The 19768-nt window shown below is 44.7% G+C and carries 17 protein-coding genes; 9 read left to right on the top strand and 8 right to left on the bottom strand.

Translation table 11 applies throughout. The features are described 5' to 3' along the window. Positions 1–21 precede the first annotated feature (21 nt). The 3 genes from LROSL1_RS00935 (at position 22) to LROSL1_RS00945 (ending at position 5682) form a co-directional block, all read left to right on the top strand. Positions 22–2316 (top strand): Ig-like domain-containing protein, encoded by a 2295-nt coding sequence (locus tag LROSL1_RS00935; protein WP_178913407.1) that lies wholly within the window; start codon positions 22–24, stop codon positions 2314–2316. Between the two features lie 75 nt (positions 2317–2391). Beyond that, positions 2392–3618: a multidrug efflux MFS transporter gene (locus tag LROSL1_RS00940; RefSeq protein WP_178913408.1), complete on the top strand. Its 1227-nt coding sequence runs from the start codon at positions 2392–2394 to the stop codon at positions 3616–3618. A gap of 768 nt (positions 3619–4386) precedes the next feature. Continuing rightward, positions 4387–5682: an ammonium transporter gene (locus tag LROSL1_RS00945; RefSeq protein ID WP_178913409.1), complete on the top strand. Its 1296-nt coding sequence runs from the start codon at positions 4387–4389 to the stop codon at positions 5680–5682. Here LROSL1_RS00945 and LROSL1_RS00950 read toward each other — a convergent pair. Together LROSL1_RS00950 and LROSL1_RS00955 are read right to left on the bottom strand one after the other, a co-directional pair. Beyond that, the gene (locus tag LROSL1_RS00950) at positions 5677–6276 is read right to left on the bottom strand and encodes a TMEM175 family protein (RefSeq protein ID WP_178913410.1); all 600 of its coding nucleotides are present in this window, start codon (positions 6274–6276) and stop codon (positions 5677–5679) included. The two genes, LROSL1_RS00945 and LROSL1_RS00950, sit on opposite strands and share 6 nt — an antisense overlap. Before the next feature lie 300 nt (positions 6277–6576). Beyond that, positions 6577–6951: a RepB family plasmid replication initiator protein gene (locus tag LROSL1_RS00955; protein WP_178913411.1), complete on the bottom strand. Its 375-nt coding sequence runs from the start codon at positions 6949–6951 to the stop codon at positions 6577–6579. A gap of 314 nt (positions 6952–7265) precedes the next feature. On the opposite strand from LROSL1_RS00955, the gene LROSL1_RS13215 reads away from it, so the two are divergent. Together LROSL1_RS13215 and LROSL1_RS00960 are read left to right on the top strand one after the other, a co-directional pair. After that, positions 7266–7400: a hypothetical protein gene (locus LROSL1_RS13215; protein ID WP_017261273.1), complete on the top strand. Its 135-nt coding sequence runs from the start codon at positions 7266–7268 to the stop codon at positions 7398–7400. A 235-nt stretch (positions 7401–7635) separates the two neighbouring features. Then, the gene (locus tag LROSL1_RS00960; RefSeq protein WP_178913412.1) at positions 7636–8397 is read left to right on the top strand and encodes a MerR family transcriptional regulator; all 762 of its coding nucleotides are present in this window, start codon (positions 7636–7638) and stop codon (positions 8395–8397) included. Positions 8398–8517: 120 nt separating this feature from the next. Here the strand turns inward: LROSL1_RS00960 and LROSL1_RS00965 are convergent, their stop codons facing one another. Beyond that, a complete protein-coding gene (locus LROSL1_RS00965; RefSeq protein WP_017261271.1) occupies positions 8518–9267 on the bottom strand; it encodes a hypothetical protein in 750 nt (249 codons plus the stop codon). A 352-nt stretch (positions 9268–9619) separates the two neighbouring features. Here LROSL1_RS00965 and LROSL1_RS00970 point away from each other — a divergent pair, with 352 nt between their 5' ends. After that, entirely contained in the window at positions 9620–11026 is a 1407-nt protein-coding gene (locus LROSL1_RS00970; protein WP_178914901.1) for an MDR family MFS transporter, read from the top strand. Between the two features lie 72 nt (positions 11027–11098). Here LROSL1_RS00970 and LROSL1_RS00975 read toward each other — a convergent pair whose 3' ends face one another. Then, complete coding sequence (locus LROSL1_RS00975; protein ID WP_178913413.1) at positions 11099–11971, bottom strand: LysR family transcriptional regulator; 873 nt, start codon at positions 11969–11971, stop codon at positions 11099–11101. 108 nt (positions 11972–12079) lie between these two features. Here LROSL1_RS00975 and LROSL1_RS00980 point away from each other — a divergent pair, with 108 nt between their 5' ends. Beyond that, positions 12080–12568 carry a GNAT family N-acetyltransferase gene (locus LROSL1_RS00980; RefSeq protein ID WP_017261268.1) on the top strand — a complete coding sequence of 163 codons (489 nt, stop codon included), beginning with the start codon at positions 12080–12082 and terminating at the stop codon, positions 12566–12568. Between the two features lie 50 nt (positions 12569–12618). Here the strand turns inward: LROSL1_RS00980 and LROSL1_RS00985 are convergent, their stop codons facing one another. The 3 genes from LROSL1_RS00985 to map all read right to left on the bottom strand — a co-directional run bounded on the left by LROSL1_RS00985 (position 12619) and on the right by map (position 15854). Next, a complete protein-coding gene (locus tag LROSL1_RS00985) occupies positions 12619–13410 on the bottom strand; it encodes an SIR2 family NAD-dependent protein deacylase (RefSeq protein WP_178913414.1) in 792 nt (263 codons plus the stop codon). Positions 13411–13535: 125 nt separating this feature from the next. Beyond that, a complete protein-coding gene (locus tag LROSL1_RS00990; protein WP_178913415.1) occupies positions 13536–14921 on the bottom strand; it encodes a DUF2252 domain-containing protein in 1386 nt (461 codons plus the stop codon). A 150-nt stretch (positions 14922–15071) separates the two neighbouring features. Then, positions 15072–15854, bottom strand: coding sequence for a type I methionyl aminopeptidase (map, locus tag LROSL1_RS00995; protein WP_178913416.1), 783 nt, complete (start codon positions 15852–15854; stop codon positions 15072–15074). Positions 15855–16018: 164 nt separating this feature from the next. On the opposite strand from map, the gene LROSL1_RS01000 reads away from it, so the two are divergent. Next, positions 16019–16894 carry an aldo/keto reductase gene (locus tag LROSL1_RS01000; protein ID WP_178913417.1) on the top strand — a complete coding sequence of 292 codons (876 nt, stop codon included), beginning with the start codon at positions 16019–16021 and terminating at the stop codon, positions 16892–16894. A 554-nt stretch (positions 16895–17448) separates the two neighbouring features. Here the strand turns inward: LROSL1_RS01000 and LROSL1_RS01005 are convergent. Further along, complete coding sequence (locus LROSL1_RS01005; RefSeq protein WP_178913418.1) at positions 17449–17904, bottom strand: MarR family winged helix-turn-helix transcriptional regulator; 456 nt, start codon at positions 17902–17904, stop codon at positions 17449–17451. A 374-nt stretch (positions 17905–18278) separates the two neighbouring features. On the opposite strand from LROSL1_RS01005, the gene LROSL1_RS01010 reads away from it, so the two are divergent. Further along, complete coding sequence (locus LROSL1_RS01010) at positions 18279–19754, top strand: Na+/H+ antiporter NhaC family protein (RefSeq protein ID WP_017261260.1); 1476 nt, start codon at positions 18279–18281, stop codon at positions 19752–19754. Positions 19755–19768 lie beyond the last annotated feature (14 nt).

Genomic DNA, 19768 nt, shown 5'->3' on the forward strand with positions numbered 1-19768 from the left:
GAACAAACGAGGAGGTGCAAGATGCGTAAATGGCAGCAAACACTGACCCGGTTTATTATGGTGGGCCTGTTGCTGGTGGTCTCGGTGCCATCAACGATTAGTTCCGTTGGTGTTCGAGCCGACACTAGTAGTCCAGCAATGTCATCGGCAAATGAGTCAACGCGGGCACATGAAGACATGGATGCGCATGCATCTGTTGAAAGCGCGCCATTTAGTGAGTCGCAACGCGCTGGCATTGATGAAAAAAACGACGACACGACTCAACGGCCAGCGAACGCTGAATCTGAGAACGTCAATGCAAAGACGGATGAAGAACAGCAGAAACAAGCTGAGGCACGGCTAAACGACGATGGCATTAGTACCCAGTTGGTAACACGCTTGGATACGACAACGTTGATTCAAAATGGCCAAACGGTTCGAGGAAACAATGATTTGTTAGGGGTACTGGGCGGTTTGACAGTTAGTCTAAATGATGTTGTTAAGGCGACAGTATCTATCTTGACGGGTGATTGGACAACTGATATTGGCACGCCGATGAAGACTGGCGACAAAATAACTGTTATCAACCGGGCGCTTGGCTTGATTCCACTCTATACGGAAAATCAAACCGTGGTTGACCCCGGAATGTCAATTACCCAAGTTAACGCCGGCAGTTTGCCAGGCACTGTAACCTATGACAAACGGACGGGTACGATGCCAGCAATCTTTGGGCAGTCATTACAGTTAAGCGCTAACGTCGCGTTTAATTACACGACAGCTGATCAAGTCAACAGTGTTTCGTTTATGATCGATGGTCAACAAATTGCTGGGGACGCGTTTACAAGTGCCGATACGGTAATTTCAGGAAAGACATTAACCGTGAACACTGCTAAAATAGCCGCTCGCAACTGGACTGCGATTAAAACCGCTCTTAATGGCCTTTCAGGTGGAAGTACGCATACGTTGCAGGTGGTTGCTTATCATAATGGCCGGCCAATCAATCCGTGGATGAGTGCCAATAGCATCAGTTTGTTCGTCAATCCAGACAAACCAGTGATTAATGATGTGTGGTCGGGTCAACGGCGCTTATCTGGGACGGCATTGCCGGCTGGGTCGACGATTAAGGTTACAGATAGCAGCAATAATGTGTTAGGCACAGGTGCTGTCGCTGATGGTGGCACGTATACTGTTGGACTCAATCGTGCTGTTGCCATTGGCGAAACGATTACTGTAACAGTAACTAGCCAAGGAATGAACGAGACAGCGACAACGGTCGTTAAACAAAATCAGGCGGTTCAGGTTACCAATGCGCCAAAGTTTGTTTGGAATCAGCAGGCGTCGACGGCCGATACAAACGATTTCTGGCAACTGACGGCCTCAGGTGCGGGCTTTCCAAGTGCGAGTAATGCCACAGAATTGGTGATCGATGGCAACAACTTGGGCGCAGACAATCCCATTACACGGGGTGCTACAGCAAGTGTGGGTTCAACAACGGGTGTGAATCCGGCTACGAAGGTGACGACACTTAATGGCCTTGATCCTCAACAGACGCACAAAATGATGCTGACGATTCCAGGGATGAATGATGTAGTAACCGACACAGTACCAATCGTGATTGCTGTGCCAACGCCCCATTCTGTTATTGCAGGCGATGGCGCCACAACGCTGACGGGTAAGTTAGCACAACCGGGCAGCCGTGTAACGGTTAAGGACAATAGTGGAATGACCTTGGGAACTGGCACAGTGACAGTCGGTGGCACGTATCAAGTTACGTTGAATCGGGCTGTTGTTGGCGGTGAAACGTTAACAATCAGCGCGACAAACGGATCTGGCGGTACCAGTGCGACAGAAACGCTTAATGTGCCACAGATGGAGCAACTAAGTATTCAGTCGGTGTCTCCCTTAAACTTTTCGCCCGCTATGATCAAAACAGGAACGACACTGGCGCCACCGCGAGCGCATGACTTTGCTGTCAGTATTGTGAATTCGTTGAATGGCGGTGCAGGGGCTAATTGGACACTGTCTGCCACGCTGGTCAATAACGAGCTTGTGAGCACGACTGATCCGACTCACAAGTTGGCGCAACCGTTGATTTTTACGGATGCGAATGGCGTTAAAACACCACTATCAACCAGTTCGTTGCCAATCTTCACGAACAATTCAAGCAATGTGACGATATATCCTACTAGTCAGTTCAGACGGACGGGGATGACGGATACTGCAACTCAGCAAACCCTTAATCGCGGCATGGGTCTTAGCGTTAAGAGTGACGCGGTGTTCGCGGAGAGTTATCAGGGAATTTTGAATCTCAGTTTGACAACTGGGCCAAACAAATAATCGGTGGGCGACACTTCATATCTAAAAAATTAAAGTGGTATAGTGATTCTATTAGATTTTTAGAGGAGTCACGAAATGAAGCGTCAGTCACTTGAGCAATGGCAGAAAAACATGTACGCACTATGGATCGGTAATTTTGTTACTGGTGCTGGTGCCAGCATGAGTCTGCCATTTTTACCGTTGTTTATTAGTGAGATGGGCCATTATCCAAAATGGGAATTAACGTTATATGCCGGTCTTGCCTTTTCGGTCACTTTCTTAAGCCAGGCGATTGTCTCACCTTTGTGGGGACGGCTGGCCGATAGAACAGGGCGTAAACCGATGCTACTGCGGGCGGCAATCGGGATGACTATCACGGCCACTTTGACCGGGTTCTCACCAAACGTCTGGGTCTTAATCGGCCTTCGTTTGATTCAAGGCGCGTTTTCTGGATACATCAATAATGCGTACGCCTTGATTGCCAGTGAGGTGCCAATGGAAAAAAGTGGTCAGACGATGGGCACATTAACGACCGGGGCGGTTGGTGGTCAGTTAGTTGGTCCTGTCATCGGTGGTTACATTGCCGGCATCTTTGGTTACCGGATTCCATTTTATATGTTTGGTGGTCTGATGCTGATTGCGTCGTTAGTCACTTATTTCTTCGTCAAAGAAGACTTTAAACCGATTACGGGTAAGGCCGCCACGGAGCACCAGAGTGCATTTGCCGGTATCAAACATGTGCGCATTGTGTGGGCAATGATCATTTCGTCCATGCTGATTCAGGCGGCGACGACATCGATCAACCCCATCATTAGTCTGTTTGTTAAGGAGCTGATGCATGGTCGTGGGAATGTTGCCTTAACCAGTGGAGTGATCGCCGCTCTGCCAGGAATTGCAACGTTGATTGCGGCGCCACGCCTAGGTGCGCTGGGTGATCATATTGGACCACAGCGAGTGTTGATTGCCGGACTTGTCTTTTGTGGTTTTGTTTTCTTCCCAATGTTTTTTGTCACCACCGTTGTCATGCTGGGCATTTTAAGATTTTTGGTCGGCATTTCGGATGCGGCGCTACTGCCAGTGACACAAACAGTGATGACATTGAACACTCCTGATGACGCAGTGAGTCGTATTTTCAGTTACAATCAGTCATCACAGGCAATTGGTTCCGTCGTTGGTCCAATGTTGGCCTCAGGGGTAGCAGGTGTACTCGATTACCGTTACGTTTTCCTGATGACAACGCTGTTGGTCATCATTAATTTGGTTGTTGTCATGTGGGCTTATCGCACCGACCACGGTTCAACCACAAGTAGCGAGCAGGCATAGTTAACAAAACAATCGGTCCATTCCCCAAAACGGAGGATGGACCGATTGTTGTTTTCAACCAAGATTTTCAGTTAATGTCGCCTGCGGTTGGCCACTATGACACGCTCGCCGTGGGACCGGTTCAAGCCTCCTAAATTCGGAGTCTTTCACCTCGACACAAAGCCTCGTGAAGCCCGCGAGTCTTTGCGTCCGTCCGTAACCTAAATTCGGTAAAACCACCGAATTAACGTAACCTTCACGGCTCGGTATCACCGTTGCCGCCCTCCGGCTAATATAGCAGTGAGCATTAAACGTTATGCAGACAGCTATTGCTGAATAGCGGTGACAGATATGTAAAATTTAATCATTAGCTATAAGAGTGGAGCTGATTGGAGACAGAGTTCCGTGTCGACAACACTTGGCGGCGGGGATTTGGCCGCTTAGTGTTGTGGGATGACATATGAGACGTGGGCTTTCGGCTCATGTGCAAGGGCGAAAACTGCGACCTTTGCAGGTTGAACCCGGTCCCAGGGAACGGCGTCTCCGGTCGGCGCAACGGGTAATTGACACTTTAAACACAAGCTTCATCATGGCAGCTGTCGTTAAAAGATAAATTTTTCTAAAGGGATTTTAATCGTCATTCAGTGAAACAGCCCAATGTTTCAATTCGAGCATCAAACTCATGTTACGAAAGCTAACATGCACCTATACCAATAAGCACAATTGGCTTTACAGACAGTCGTTACACACCTATACTGCTTCGTAATAAGAGAGAAAGATGTGATGTGAATGAATGCTGCAAATTCTGCTTTTATGGTGCTGTCGACGATTCTAGTATTGTTCATGACGCCGGGGTTGGCGTTTTTTTACGGTGGGTTGGTGTCCAAACGGAATGTGGTCAGCACGATGCTATCCGTGTTTGTTATTTGTGGCATCGCCATTTTACTATTCATCGCAGTAGGCTACGAGCTTGCCTTTAATAGCGATATAGGTGGCGTGATCGGTAAGGTCGATCATTTCTTTCTTGGCGGTGTGTCATTAACAAAGCTAACTGCGACGAAGATTCCTGAAGCGTTATATTTTTTGTTTGAAATGATGTTTGCCATTATTACACCGGCGTTGTTCGTGGGTGCCGTTGTTGGCCGAATTCGCTTTAACTTTTTGCTCGTATTCATTGTGTTTTGGAGCTTGCTTATTTACTACCCGATGGTTCACATGGTGTGGAGTGCAAACGGATGGTTAGCTCGGATGGGCGTGCTGGATTTTGCCGGTGGAACAGTGGTTCATATTAATGCTGGTGTCACAGCATACGTTCTATCTGCGTTTCTCGGTCGGCGGCTGCATCCACATCAGGATCAACCCTATAATTTACCGTGGGTTCTTTGTGGTACGGCTATTTTGTGGATTGGGTGGTACGGTTTCAATGCGGGCAGTGCACTGGCAATCAACCAATTGGCAGTTACGGCAATGCTGACCACGACGGTCGCAACGGCCACATCAATGGTGGTGTGGCTAATATTGGAAATGACGATTCGAAAACAAGTGTCTCTGGCAGGTATCTGTACAGGTACGCTGTGCGGACTAGTTGGCATCACGCCCGCAGCCGGTTATGTTACTGTTGGCGGGGCGTTTTGGATTGGCTTATTGGCGACGCTAGCCAGCTACGGGTTCGTTCATGTGGTAAAAGACAGAATCGGTATCGACGACGCTCTAGATGCATTTGGCTGTCACGGTGTGGCTGGAATTACCGGGTCGATTCTGACTGGCGTATTTGCCACTCGCACAGTTAATCGCACAATTGCCGAGAATGGCTTATTTTATGGTGGTGGATGGCACTTGTTAGGTATTCAAACATTGGCTACCGGTGTCACAATCATTTTAGTAGCAATTGCGAGCGCTGCAATCATTTTAGTGTTGCGTCGGTTCGTTGCCATGCGGGTCTCAGCTACAGATGAGCGCGTTGGCCTGGACGAAAGTGAGCATGGTGAGCATGCGGAAAACACTGATGAGTACAGTACGGAAATTGGCCAACATCACAAAGAATTTGCGGGTCAATTAGCACATTTCAATCGGCATCAATCATGATTTATGGTGTGATTGATCAAATTGGTCAAATTCCTGTTCGACACGGCGCTCTGGTACAAACCAAATCATCATGGCGATAAAGGTGCTGAAAATGACGGCCGGCGGGAACCAGATGCCGATAAACAAGCCGAGTATTTTGGTGCCAAAATCAGCGACTATCTTAACGGGACGGTTGATTGCATAGCGAAGCTTTTTATTATCCGGGTCGGCTTTAATCAATGCCAAATCGACTGAAAAGTATCCAATCGATAATAACAGGAAAATGAATCCATAGAACAGTTCCGCTGTTGAAGAAAAGAAATGTTCATCGACAAATTTGGTTGCGTAGGGGAAGAACGACGCGCTGAACAACATGAGTCCGTTTGCCCACAGAACCCTGCCGTCAATTTTATGAACCAGTTGAAAGATGTGGTGCTGATTATTCCACATAATCATTAAACCGACAAAAGAAATAAAGTAGGCAAGATAGCTTTGCTTTAAGTCCCAAATGGCTGACCACGTGGCGTGAGCCGGTTGTTTAAGCTCCAAGACGAGAATGGTCATCGCAATTGCTAAGACTGCGTCAGTGAATGCAGTTAAACGTTCTTTACTCATGGAAAAAGCCTCCGAAGATAATCAATTATGTTTTCAGTGTAAGCTAAAACACGACAAGTTGTCTGCTAGAAGACATATAGAATTGGCTATCTGGTGACAGTAGCGCAAATAAAAGAGCTTGTGACATAAACTTATTGAGGACGAAAAAATATGAGCAATATTGCGCTCCAAGTCCTGAGAATTCCGCTTAACCTAAAACTGACCCATTCCCAAAATTTCAGGAATAGGTCAGCTTACATTAATGCTCATTCTCAAATCGGACTTATGTCACAGCCCTTCGGAGGTTATTTCAATTTGTCATTAGGATTGTTGTTTCCACTTGCTGGCGTCTACTTGAACCAAAAATTCAAAGTCTGGATTGAGTTGAATGGACACGATCCGTTGATCGTCAACAGTTGTTGCACGGGTGAAAAAGTCATGCCGAGCCTTGCCTTCGCCTAGGTCGTAGGTAATATTAGTCCGACTCAGATCTGCAAGGGTCTCCGGTATAATGTCATCAATGCTAGCGTCGTCTTCAAGATCATTGGTTAGCCAAGTTAATTCATCGAAGTTAAACACAACACTAGTAGTTCGCAGATGGTGCATACGGGTTAATACTGCAAAGAACAGACTGAGTTCATTTTTGGACAGACCATCAAAGTTTACGGAATCAATGGAAAATGTGTTTTGAGTCATGACAGTGATCCCCTTTCACAATAAATATTTTTATAGCAGTACGATAACCTGAAAGGCGGATTTCTGCAATTAATCTGTTCCTGGTTTTGTTACATAGCTTAAAAACTAATGAAAATGTTAATATGTCCCATTGCAGTTGCTGGGGCGCTGTTTGTAGAGAGCGTTTGCACACCAAGATAAAATTAAAAGATTAATACTTGCCTTATAGTTACTCGAACCTGTTATACTTAATACTGTTGTTAGGAACCTAAGCATCAAAGCGTTAGTATTGATGGGTTTTATCAAGGCTGCGTTTGAAAAGGAGTGTGGCACATTTGAGTAAGAATTGTGTTATTGATATTGATAGTCCGAAAATGGACTGGGTCGTGGATCAATTATTCACGAAACCAGAGGAAACGGACGCGAACAGCCCACACAGCTTCAACGTTTGGGTAGGCCAGGAACACTAGCCGACCACGAAACACCTTGCCATAATTAAATAATTATTATTTTGAGATCTCAGTGATTAAAAGCTGAGATCTTTTCTTTTGTCTTCTGAGGTACTGGCTTGCATTAAAGTGTGCTTTAAGATTTAATAAAATGGCCTTGCATCAGACGAATGCCAATATTGTATTGATTTTTTTCGAATATGCTTGACCCTTACGTTACGTGAACGTTTATGTTGGTTTTATGGAGGACAATGAAATGTCGTATTTGATTTCAGACTTGGCAGCTTTAGCGGGAGTTAGTGCACGAACCCTTCGCTATTACGATCAAATAGGTTTGTTGCATTCAACTGGAAAAACAAGTAGTGGTTATCGCCAATATGATGAAGAAGCAGTTTTGCGTCTCCAACAAATTTGTTTTTTTAAGCAGTTCAACTTGCCATTAAAGCAAATTGGTTTAATTATGCGATTACCTCTGTCTGAACGTGAAGAACAATTGCGTATGCACCGGCATTTGTTGGTTGATCAACAACGTCAGTTGACTCAGTTGATTGCGACTTTGGACGCTGCCCTCCAACTAAATCAACAAGGAGGTAGTATTATGACAGATGAAAAAAAGTTTGCCGCTTTTAAACAGACACAGGTTACTCAAAATGTACATGATTTTGGCTCAGAGGTTACGGAAAAGTGGGGTTATGCTGCTTTAGCGGACGCCAACCAGCAATATCTGGGCTTGTCGCAAAAGGATATGGCAGATGCTAGGGCTATTGAAACAGAAATGCTTGATAAGTTGGTACTAGTGATTGATTCAAAAGATGAAAATAGTGGAATGGCTCGCGAGGTGGTTAAGCTGCATCGTAAGTGGTTGAATTATTTTTGGCCCAGTTACTCGCCCCTGGCCCATAAAGGTTTAGGCGAACTGTATGTGTCGGATCTGCGATTTAAAAACTATTATCGAGATAAATCGAAACGGGATCGGGCTGCTATTGTGCTAAATTCATTAATTCAACGATATGCATAATTTTTTAATATCGTAAAAAGGGAGCAATTACGCGCTTATTTCGCCAATGCGTGTGATTGCTCCTTTTTAAATTTGGCTGAATTAGTTTGTAGCTTTTGCTATTTTAGGAATGCTCTTCGATTACACTGCTACCAATTGGTGTTGCTGTACAATACCGCGCTCCAGTGATTGACTTTCTTGTTCCGAACTGACGAGTAGTCCTGACAAACGTTGGATAACCGCTATTCGCAGGAATTCAGATTCGGAAGTGGCGGCCGCAATTGCTGCCCAGGCACCAGCTTCGGCGAGATCCCGGGACATAATGGTTGCCTGCGTGATTGTTTGGTTAGCACGATCAAAACGTTGTGTTGCCAGAGCGCCGTTTCGTAAACTGTAAACGGCCAACATTGCTTGCTGGTGACGAGGAGAAGTGATGCCGAGGGTCCACGTAAAGGCTGTATCAGCGGCTGTACCAACTTGAACATTACCATCAGCTTCAATTGCCACGGCGAATACTTGGTTATGACTGAGCAATGGCGCCAAATACTTAAGGTAGGCCTGTTGCATTGCCCATTGTTGAATCATTGTGTGCGTGATGGTATCTGTCATGAACGCCGTTGGGGTGGCATTGTCGACAAACATAAACTGGTGTTGAAGGGGAACAAGTTCTTGCTTGGTAAGTGCTTGCCGTGTCTCGATTGGATTGTTTGCATTGAGAGCCGGCGTGGTGATTTTATTGACGTGACGAAGAAAATGCCGGATATTACTCAGCGTTTGATCGAACAAGGCGTGTGCCTGATCATCCGGTGTGACAACACCCATTTTAATGGTGAAGGGTGTCCCGGCGACATTAACAATGCGGGTCATAAATTTACTTTCTAAAGTTGTCATGATAAATTTCCTCCTCGTGTAAGTGAATTGAAAATGGGTTATCGCTCTCGCTGAAGTGATAAGAACATTTCCGTTTGGATTAATAATGAGTTTAAGGAGGGCATCATAAAGTCAGCTTAAATCCTGTCTAAGGAACTGCAAAGTTGGTAACGATTCGGTTGCGATGGGTCTATTTTGTTGATGTAAGCGGTTAACTGACAAATTTTGAAAGTTTTACTTACGAAGCACAGAAAATTCTGCTAGTGTAACCTATTGTGCCAGCAGACGGTGATTCTTCACGGCAGTTGCTAGGCACGTATAGATTAGGAGGACTTTTTTGAACGAAACAGAAGACATTAAACGATTTCCAATTATGATTGGCCTACTACTTGGTGGATTTATTGCAATGTTTAGTGAAACAGCATTAAACATTGCTTTATCAAGTTTGGCTAAGCAAATGGATGTCCAAATGGGGACCATTCAATGGCTGGTTATTGGGTATTTATTGGTCGTAGGAATTTTACTACCCCTTTCCGGGTTATTGACACGGTGGTTCACAACGCGTCAGCTATTAGTATTTGCTTTAAGTGATTTTATCGTCGGCGCAGTAATTGCTGCACTGGCACCATCGTTTGGGATGCTGTTAGTTGGCCGAATGATTCAGGGAATCGCAACAGGGATTATTTTGCCACTAATTTATCTGGTGGCACTTTCGATTTATCCAATGGATAAACGCGGTGCTGCGATGGGAATTATTGGACTGGTAATCATGTTTGCACCAGCAATTGGACCCACTTTATCAGGATTGATCTTGGGTGCACTGTCATGGCAGTACATTTTTTGGGTAATGGTACCACTTTTGGCGATTGCACTTTTTCTAACGGTAACCTACACAAAAAATGTGGGCGAAATTACCCGTCCGCATGTTGATATATTATCAATCGTAGAATCGACATTGGGTTTTGGTGGTATCGTTATCGGTGTCAGCTTGGCCAGTGAAACGGGCTGGGGATCATGGCAGGTTATCTTGTCTCTATTGGTGGGTGTCGTCAGTTTAGCGTTGTTCTGCCAGCGCCAATTAAACATTGATGAACCAATCCTAAATGTTCGTGCGTTTGGCATTCGCAACTTTTCCGTTGGTACAGGGTTAGTGATGATTGATTTTATGGTCATTATGAGTTCGATGTACCTTCTGCCAACGTATTGGCAAGATGGGTTGATGGTTCCTGTCGCGCTGACGGGTGTGTTAATGCTGCCAGGCGGTATTATTAATGCCTTAGTATCAACTGTTGCAGGTCGTTTATTTGACCGCATGGGCGGCCGCCGTCCAGTGATTGCTGGCTTTTGTTTAGCCGCAATTGGTGCGATTTTGCTGGTATTTACGAATAGCTCATCTGCCTATTGGTACGTTGTCGTGGCCCACGTAATTTTAATGATTGGTGCACCGCTAGCGATGTCACCGTCACAAGCCTTTGGTCTGGGTGCATTGCCACCACAGATGGCTGCTGATGGTAGTAGTATCATGAACACACTGCAACAGGTGTGTGGTGCTATTGCGACAGCGTTGTCCACGAGCTTGATGAGCAGTGGTGAAGCGGGCAAACGCACACGTGACGCCATCTCGTCGGGCACCAGAATGGGCTTCATGTTAACTTTGGCGTTAGCGATTATCGGGGTTATCGTTGCAACCGTATTTGTTCGGCAGCAACAAGCACCAGCAGACGTTGATGAAACCTCTGCCACACAATCGGCAGGTCATGAAGCACCCGTCGAGCATTAATTAATGAAACGAGATTCAAAAAAAGTTGGGTAATTGTTGCCACGTTGTGTGGTGAAACAGTTACTCAACTTTTTAATTACGCCAGTTACTTAACGTAATGTCCACAAAGGCATCAATTAGTGACTGCTGGCGCGTCTGTTTATGGGTCAACATGTGTGCACGAATTTCGTTGTGGATTGGATTATCAATGGCAATCAGCTGGCCGCTTGCTAGTTCTTTTTTGATAGTTGAAGTTGGCAAATAGGAATAACCGATCCCACTTTCGACCATTTCCTTAATCGCGGCGATGCTCCACAGTTCCATGATTTGTGGGCGGCGATGAAACTCACCCCACAGTGATCGTTCAAATTGATTGCGGTAGCTGCAATCTGGCTCATTGATGATGAAGGGTTCGTGGCGATCGCTGATGAGTTGGGTAAACGTCTTATGTTTATCGGCGGCTGTGACCAAAGTTAGAGATTGTTCTCCTAAGTCATGTTCAACCAGTGCCGTAGTGGTTAAAGATGGCCACATCATGAAGGCAATATCGGCCTCGCCATCTTGTAGCTGCTGTTGATTATAGGAACAGGTGGCATTGGCGATTTGCAGATCAACATCCGGATACTGTTGGCGAAAGGCTTTAATGATAGCGGGTAGGTGAGTGACAGTTAAGGATTCCGGAGCGGCAATTCGCAGAGTACCGGCAACCGGCGACTGATCGGTCAAATGTTTAACTTGTTGGAAGTCTGCTAACAATTGGTCAGCTAGTGGTCGCAAACGTTTGCCAGTGTCTGTTAAGAAAAGTTGCCGTCGTTCATATTTAAAAAGACTGCCACTTAGTTCTTGTTCCAGTGCTTTCACTTGAGCAGAGACTGTTGATTGGGTGTAGCCAAGTGTTTTGGCGGCCTTGGTAAAACTGCCTGTATCAAGAATGGTTTTAAAAGTCGTCAGTTGGCGAATTTCCACGTGTGTTTGCCCTCCATCGATATAATCGATCAATAATATTTAAAATATCAATTTTACGAATGAATGATTCACGTGTAAGCTTAAATCATCTTGAAGGGAGTCACAAGCATGAATATTGAACCTTATCATACAAACGCTCAGTTAACGGCAGGATTGGTAGACCTGATTGAATTTTGTCAAAACGATGAAGCTCATCTTGGTATCAAAATGATTGAACAGCCGGATGTTTTTGAAATTGAACATCACTATCAGGAAAATGGCGGTAACTTTTGGATTGCCCTAGATGGCGATAAGGTGGTCGGCTCAATCGGTTTACTGAAAGTTGGTCAACAAACAGCCGTTTTGAAGAAACTATTCACCTATCCAGAATATCGTGGTGAGCCGCATCGACTGGGTCGCAAGCTTTTTCAAACGTTGCTGACATATGCACAGGCACAGTCAGACATCGACAAGCTGGTCTTAGACACACCAATGGGTGAGCATCGTTCGCACTTCTTTTATGAGAAGCAGGGTTTCAAACGTATTTCCCGGGAAAAGTTGACGGTTGATTATGAATTTCCGGATCGCGATTCGCTCATTTATGAACGTGAACTCTAAGCGTCAAATAGTTGTTCGATCAGTGTCAGCAATAGCAAAAATGTCAGATGTTAATTTAGATTGAGTTGCAATTTTATTGCCAAAGCAGTGAAAGCTGCATCAGCCGTGGATGATATTCTGAAGTCTGCAAACTGCGTGAACCAGGTGGCGTGGGGATTGATTTCGATAACCTGTTGCGGCGAACAATGGCGATAATACCCGTTTGATCCAGTCACAATTGTGAGGTCACTTTGAGACAGCAATTCATCGGCTAACTGATCGTTTAAGGGGACGCGCCATGCGCCATCGGTCAAACGTTGGCGCACATAAGCATTGGCTTGTTTAAGGTTGGGTGGTAAAGTACCACCGAGATGACGAAATGCCGGTTCTGGGGATAAAAGGCCGTGGCAAACAGGGCAGCGTGGGACGTCTGAATGCAGTGCCTGAATATTAAAGATACGGCCACATTGAAGACAAAAATTAACGTTAATGCTACCCCAGACTTCAATTACGTGGTGGCTACCAGCGACTTGGTGCAAGTGATCGACATTTGTGGTGACAATGCCATCAATGAGGTGCTGTTTTTCTAACTGCGCAATAATTCGGTGAGCTTTAGTGGGACCATATTTGCGAATCGGGTCCAGCATTTCCCGATGAAAACGCTGATAAAAGGCGGCAGGGTCATCTTCTAACCAAGTTTGGGAGAACAAACCAAACTGGTTAACTGCGGATTCCATGTCGGGAATATGGCTTGGCACAGAGATGCCAGCGCCTGTGAGAAATGTTGGCCGGTGAGCCGTGGTCAGTTGTTTTACGAGCTGGTCAATTTGTCGATCAAATATTGTTTGTTCTGGTTCCAACATAGGCTCACCTTCCTTACTTAGTCTCATACTGTCAGTGTAGCGAAATTATTCGGCAGGGTGGGTGAACTCGTTTAAGTCGACAAAAAAATGATATTTGCGCGCAAACGCAAATATCATTAGCAGCATTATTTTGCACTCTCGGTCAGTGCTTGTTCTTTAGGGTGATTCTTAAGAAAAATCGCATAGTCCTTTTCGACCTGTGGAATATACGCTTCGGCCCAATCTGTCATTGCTCGGTCAAATTTCTTAGAGTTACCGATATAACCGGCAATCATTGGCCCAGTCGGTGTCTGACAATGGTCCACTGCCAACAAACGACCACATGATTCAGCATAAACGTGAAATTGATCCTCGCTGAGAGTGGCAAGATCCACTGAAGTTTTCATATCTCTGAACTGGCGAACATAAAAGCTGTGCTTTTTACTTTGGAAGTAACCTAAAAAGGGATCAGATGCTGATTGGAGAATCTTCTGGCTGTCGATGATACGGCGGCCTTCGTTTTCTTCAAACGTTGAGGTCAAAGCTAGTTGACGCTCCGCACCGGTCTTTCTGGTTGGCAAAGCTTCCTTAATCTGTAACACTAGGTGACTGCCATCAATACTGGTGAGCAAAACTAAATAACAACGTGAGCCGAAACTCCCAACGCCAACACAATGACGAGCAATATCAGTGATGTGGTATTGGGATAACAACAGTGCGATATCAGTACGTACAGTGGAACGATAATCGGCTAGGTAATCGATAATATTACGCGTAACATCATCATTGGTGTGACGCGTAATTTTTGCGTTATCAACGAAGCGCAACCCAGCGTCGGTCGTTTGCGTGAACTTCTTAACGACTTGTTCGGAGTTCCGTTTGCCAGCCTTATCCAAGAAATACTGAATCATTTCAGCCGTTGGATCACCTTCTGGTACAGCGCCAAGAATGCTGGCCACGTCGTTCGCTGGATAGAAACGGTCGATTGTCGACCGTTTGATACTGGCTTCAATTCCCGCCCGATAACTTTTTGCTACGTTCCGTGTGATTTTATGAATCTTTTTATCTGTGTAACCATTCTCGCGGCCAGCCAAAATAACGCTCACTAGCAGTCGTTTGACATCGCGCTCCCACGAATTGACACCAGCTTCATCGAAATCGTTTAGGTCGAACACTAATCGCCGTTCGGGAGAAGCAAAAAAACCAAAATTGCCAAGGTGGGCATCGCCCGAGATGATGACGGGAATGTGGGTACTGGCTTGGTGGTTGAGGTCAAACGCCATTAGCTCGGCAGTGCCTCGAAAGAACGTGAAAGCTGATACACCCATTCGCCGATACCGTTCTGGCAGTAATTCAGGAACCAACATGTCTGAGATACGCTGCATTAAAAGCGTTGGATCACGTTGCGTTTGTTTGAATGTGCCAAGTGCGTCAAAGGGGACCTTTTCACGTAATTTGTCGCCCATGTGCTCTAAGTCCGTTTGGCTACTATTGACGATGATGTTATTGATGTCTAAACCACGATTTGCCATGAAAGTTAAGGATGCCTCCTGAGTAAATATTGGTTTGATTATACCCCGTGGTTCGGTATAGAAACAAACAATCCTAAATCTTGACGTCAAAAAAGGCTATCCAACTAATAGCGGTCGGGTAGCCTCAAAAACAAGATTATAAATACTTCTCTATAGATACTTAGCGTCAGCTTCGTGATCCTGACTCGATAAAATCTTTGGACCGTCTTTGGTAATTGCTAGGGTGTGTTCATATTGACAACTCAAGCTACCATCAGCCGTACGAACAGTCCATCCGTCATCAGCAACAGGCGCACAGCGCCAGTCACCAACGTTGACCATGGGTTCGATGGTGATGGTCATGCCATCACGCAAACGTAATCCTTTACCGGCCTCACCGTATGCAGGAACCATTGGATCTTCGTGCATCGTTGGCTGAATGCCATGACCGACGTATTCACGAACGTCGCCGTAGCCCATTTCATCTTCAACATAGTGTTGGATGGCGTAACCGATGTCACCAATCCGGTTACCGACGACAGCTTGGTCGATACCAAGATACAAAGCCTTCTTAGTAACTTCCATCAACTTTTTAACTTCATCGCTGACATCGCCGACAGCGAAGGCCCAGCAAGAATCTGACATGTAACCGTCTACACTAATAACCGTGTCGACTTTGACCAGATCACCGTTCTTTAATAGCAGGTCCTTACGTGGAAAAGCGTGACAAACTTCGTCGTTAACGCTGACACAAGTGGCGAAGTCATAACCTTCGAAGCCTTTTTCTTCAGGCTTGGCTTTATGTTCTTCAAAGTAACGGACAGCAAATTTTTCGATATCCCAGCTAGAAATACCGGGTTTAATAATGTCACGTAAACCGATGTGCATACCGGCTAAAACAGCACCGGCTTTACGCATACCCTCGATTTCGCGAGGTGATTTCAATGTAATCATGACTGATTTCTCTTCCTTTTGTCTTTGATAACTATACTTATTTAGTATAACCATTTTAGGATAAAAAGAGTAGCGTCTCGCTTGAAAAGGCTTGTCGCCCTTACCTTTTGCATTTCGATGGTGAGTTCACTATGATGAGTGTTGAGAGAATAAAGGGGCGAATAATGATGAGCAAAGAAATTTCAGGAATTAATGATACGACCACACTGTCAAACGGTGTTGAGATGCCACGTCTAGGTTTAGGTGTCTGGCAAGCAGAGCCTAAAGACGCCGTTAATGCTGTGAGTTCAGCAATTCAAATGGGTTATCCAATGATTGATACCGCTAAAGCGTATGGCAACGAACAACAAGTGGGCGAAGGTATTAAACAGGGTTTGGCAGCCGCTGGTAAAAAGCGGGACGACTTATTTGTGACGACTAAACTTGCCAACTCTGATCAAGGGTACGAATCCACGTTGACTAATTTCGATGCTAGTTTGAAACGTTTAGGTTTGGATTATGTGGATTTATATCTTATTCACTGGCCAGTTGCCGGTAAGTGGGCCGAAACTTGGCGTGCGTTTGAAAAGATTTATCAAGATGGTAAGGCACGTGCCATTGGGGTCTGCAATTTTTCTGAACAGACGATGAAGTCATTGATTGCGTTAAGTGATATCACGCCAATGGTTGACCAAGTCGAATTTCACCCATGGTTGCAACAGCCGTCTCTGAAGAAGTACTTAGCTGACACCGGTATTCAACAAGAAGCGTGGTCACCACTTGGTGGGACTGGTGGTTCCTTAATGAAAGAACCTGTAATTCAGGCCATTGCTAAGAAGCACGGCAAATCAGCTGCTCAAGTGTTGATTCGCTGGGATTTACAGAATGGATTGGTGACGATTCCAAAATCTGTTCATCCAGAATACATTAAGCAAAACGCTGATGTGTATGATTTTAGTTTGGACGATGACGATATGAAGCAACTGGCTGTTATGGAGCAGAACAAACGGACTAGCTACTGGCTAACCAGTTTCGATTGGTACTTTGGTGATGAAAAATAGTTTGTAGAAATTACGTGCCGCATTCGTTAAGCGTGTGGCGCGTTTTTGTTTGCAGTTCAAAAAAGGTATTGTGGATTTAGTGCGGTGGATGCCGCTTACGGTTGGCAATATTGACACACTCGCCGTGGGACCGGTTCAAGCCGGAAGTGCGCCGTCTATCACCTCGCCGCCAAGCCTCGTGAAGACCGCGAGTCTTGGCGTCCGTCCGTGTTGTAAATCCGAGAGAACCATTCGGATTTACAACACCTTCACAGCTCGGTGTCAATGTTGCCGCCCTCCAGCTACTATAGACGCAAGAGGTTTACGCAACCGTTAATAAGTAACAACCGGTTAGTTGGATACAATAAGCGAAGCAATCAGAAATTGCCGATTAGCGAACATGCCTTGTCTATAATTCAATTGAATCGTGAGGTAACATCATACTGATCGAATCCGGTTTGTTCAACAGATTATTGAACCGTTAACTCAAAAATAAAAAATAACGCCTGAAATTGAGGAATGGTCATAAACTAACACTCAATTTCAGGCGTTTATTTAGTTGAAAAATGGTCTCATTATTTCTTTCGATTAAACTCTGTAAAGCCATTGTCTTTGGCTGTTTCGATTGTTTTAACCAACGTGGGCATAAAGCCGTCGCCCAGTTCGTTTTCGAGGGAATCAAGGATTTCCTTTTCATGTTCACGAAAATCGGTAACTAACTTTTCACCTTTTGAGGTTGGCGCCAGAAAATGACGACGATCTTTAGCATCGGTTTCTGAACGAATGTACTTCTTTTTCATCAATCCAGTGATTGCTTGAGAAACGGCCGATTCAGAGACGTTAACACGGTCTGACAAATCAGTCAGGTTCGTTTTAATATCAGTTACAATCGCCACTAAAACACCTAATTCACTGTTGTTTAAATCATATTTAGCTGCATATGCACTGAAACGTTGGTACAAAATACGAAAATCACGAATGACAACAGTTTCAAATTGAAAGAAAGTGTCGTTGTTGTCTAGTTCACTCATGATATGTTTCCTCCCATTGCCGGAATCAGTAACCCACTTAAAGTTTTAATGACTTTATTATATCAGGTTATCGCCGTCATGACAGGCTTTTTAGAACTTATTTGATTAACTTTCTATACCAAGTGATTTTTATCCAGAATTTAGGCCAATTTGAGGAAGATTTGTGGGACTGATTTTAAATAATTAGCACCAAGAAAAGGTTAATGACGGTCATCCTTTTCAACAATAAATAGCGTAAATGTATGATTGTTAAATAAATCAACTAAGATGGTGTCAGCACTTATTCAAATATTCACAAACTGTTGGCATTCCAACATAAAAACCAAGTATATGATGCTAGGATAAACTTGAAAACTGATGAGGAGGCGAGTCAAATGCGTGATGAAGAGCCGACACTACACTTTTATGGGGGACCATATATTGCCTTAGTGCCAACACTGATCTTCATTTTATTAAGCGGTGTATTTACGATTGTTTTTCATTATTATTCCTTGAAAGCGCTTACTATATCTGCAGTAATCGGTCTTGTGATTGTTTTCTTTATGGCTAGGAATCGCAAACAGTATTGGAACACCATTGTTAGCGGCCTGGCACGATTTGGAAATGCGAAATTAATTTTTGTCTTTTTAATTATCGGAGTTTTTACAAAATTATTGTTAGTTGGAAAGGTTGGCCAAGGATTTGTATGGCTGAGTTTAATGTTGGGACTTCATGGTGCGGCCTTCACAATATTGGCATTTATAGGAACGGCCGTTTTCGCCTTAGGATCAGGAGTTCCATTTGCAGCATTGTTTGCAGCACTTTCTATCTTTTATGTACCAGGTATCTTAGTGGGATCAAATCCAGCAATTCTTGCAGGTGCCATTATTGGCGGTGTTTATTGTGGGGATGCACTATCACCAAGCTCCCAACTAACTAATGCAACATTGGGTTTGGAAACAAATTCTACCACAGGTGAACCTGCTGATTTAGTTAAAACATTGCAGCAACGAATTCCTTGGATTGCTGGCGCTGCACTTATCACAGTCATTCTACTCGGCATTTTTGGTGGTCAAGGAGGCACGCCCCATTCATCAGCTGCGCTGGCTAAGTTTTCTGACCCTCGTGGTCTATGGATGCTGATTCCAATTATTGTGGTTGTTCTGATTTGTATTCGCACTAAAGAAATTTTGACTGGTCTTACTTGGGGCGTTGTAGTGGGAACTGTTGTTGGGTTGATGACGAATTTGTTTCAATTTAAGGACGTTATTAGCATTGATCCACATAATCCAACGTTGCTTGCAGGCATTTTATTCGATGGTGTGTACAGTATGGTTGATATCTCTTTACTGACAATATTTCTTTATGGACTTATTGCAATTATGCACGCCAGTGGTGTGGTTGATTTGATTTGTGAGCGGATTACAAGTCATAGGTTTGTTCGTACGGCTCGTGGGGCTGAACTAACAATTGCTGCTGGTATTGGACTCGTCAATATTTTGCTCAGTGGTTGCGACTTGCCAGGAATTTTGCTGTTTGGCGAAATGTCTGACCATATAGGGCACGCCGCTCACATTTCACCAGAACGAAGAACATATTTGATTATCACAGTTGCAACCTCATTCACCGGTATTATTCCAATTAATAGTGTGTACGTGATGGGCGTGATTAGTGTAGCAACCCAAATGCACACCAAATTCCCATTCTTACCAGTACCCACTCCAACTGCAATCTTTGGTGCCACATTCTTTAGTTTGATATTAACGATATTGTGGCTGTGCTGGGTACTATTTGGATGGGGTCGAACCATGGAGCCAGAGGTGCAAACAACAAACGCAAAGGTCAATTCAGAAAACATTTCTGCTGTGTAGATAAGTGAGAAATG

This window comes from Furfurilactobacillus rossiae, from assembly GCF_013394005.1.
In the GTDB taxonomy this organism is placed as follows: Bacteria; Bacillota; Bacilli; order Lactobacillales; family Lactobacillaceae; genus Furfurilactobacillus; species Furfurilactobacillus rossiae.

Bases quoted from the DNA above. Each gene is read 5' to 3' on its own strand.
- LROSL1_RS00970 (WP_178914901.1), top strand. From the start codon at position 9,620: ATGATTGGCCTACTACTTGGTGGATTTATTGCAATGTTTAGTGAAACA.
- LROSL1_RS00935 (WP_178913407.1), top strand. From the start codon at position 22: ATGCGTAAATGGCAGCAAACACTGACCCGGTTTATTATGGTGGGCCTG.
- LROSL1_RS00965 (WP_017261271.1), bottom strand. From the start codon at position 9,267: ATGACAACTTTAGAAAGTAAATTTATGACCCGCATTGTTAATGTCGCC.
- LROSL1_RS00985 (WP_178913414.1), bottom strand. From the start codon at position 13,410: ATGTTGGAACCAGAACAAACAATATTTGATCGACAAATTGACCAGCTC.
- LROSL1_RS00950 (WP_178913410.1), bottom strand. From the start codon at position 6,276: ATGAGTAAAGAACGTTTAACTGCATTCACTGACGCAGTCTTAGCAATT.
- map (WP_178913416.1), bottom strand. From the start codon at position 15,854: ATGATTACATTGAAATCACCTCGCGAAATCGAGGGTATGCGTAAAGCC.
- LROSL1_RS01000 (WP_178913417.1), top strand. From the start codon at position 16,019: ATGATGAGCAAAGAAATTTCAGGAATTAATGATACGACCACACTGTCA.
- LROSL1_RS00955 (WP_178913411.1), bottom strand. From the start codon at position 6,951: ATGACTCAAAACACATTTTCCATTGATTCCGTAAACTTTGATGGTCTG.
- LROSL1_RS00960 (WP_178913412.1), top strand. From the start codon at position 7,636: ATGTCGTATTTGATTTCAGACTTGGCAGCTTTAGCGGGAGTTAGTGCA.
- LROSL1_RS00940 (WP_178913408.1), top strand. From the start codon at position 2,392: ATGAAGCGTCAGTCACTTGAGCAATGGCAGAAAAACATGTACGCACTA.
- LROSL1_RS00990 (WP_178913415.1), bottom strand. From the start codon at position 14,921: ATGGCAAATCGTGGTTTAGACATCAATAACATCATCGTCAATAGTAGC.
- LROSL1_RS00945 (WP_178913409.1), top strand. From the start codon at position 4,387: ATGAATGCTGCAAATTCTGCTTTTATGGTGCTGTCGACGATTCTAGTA.
- LROSL1_RS01005 (WP_178913418.1), bottom strand. From the start codon at position 17,904: ATGAGTGAACTAGACAACAACGACACTTTCTTTCAATTTGAAACTGTT.
- LROSL1_RS00980 (WP_017261268.1), top strand. From the start codon at position 12,080: ATGAATATTGAACCTTATCATACAAACGCTCAGTTAACGGCAGGATTG.
- LROSL1_RS01010 (WP_017261260.1), top strand. From the start codon at position 18,279: ATGCGTGATGAAGAGCCGACACTACACTTTTATGGGGGACCATATATT.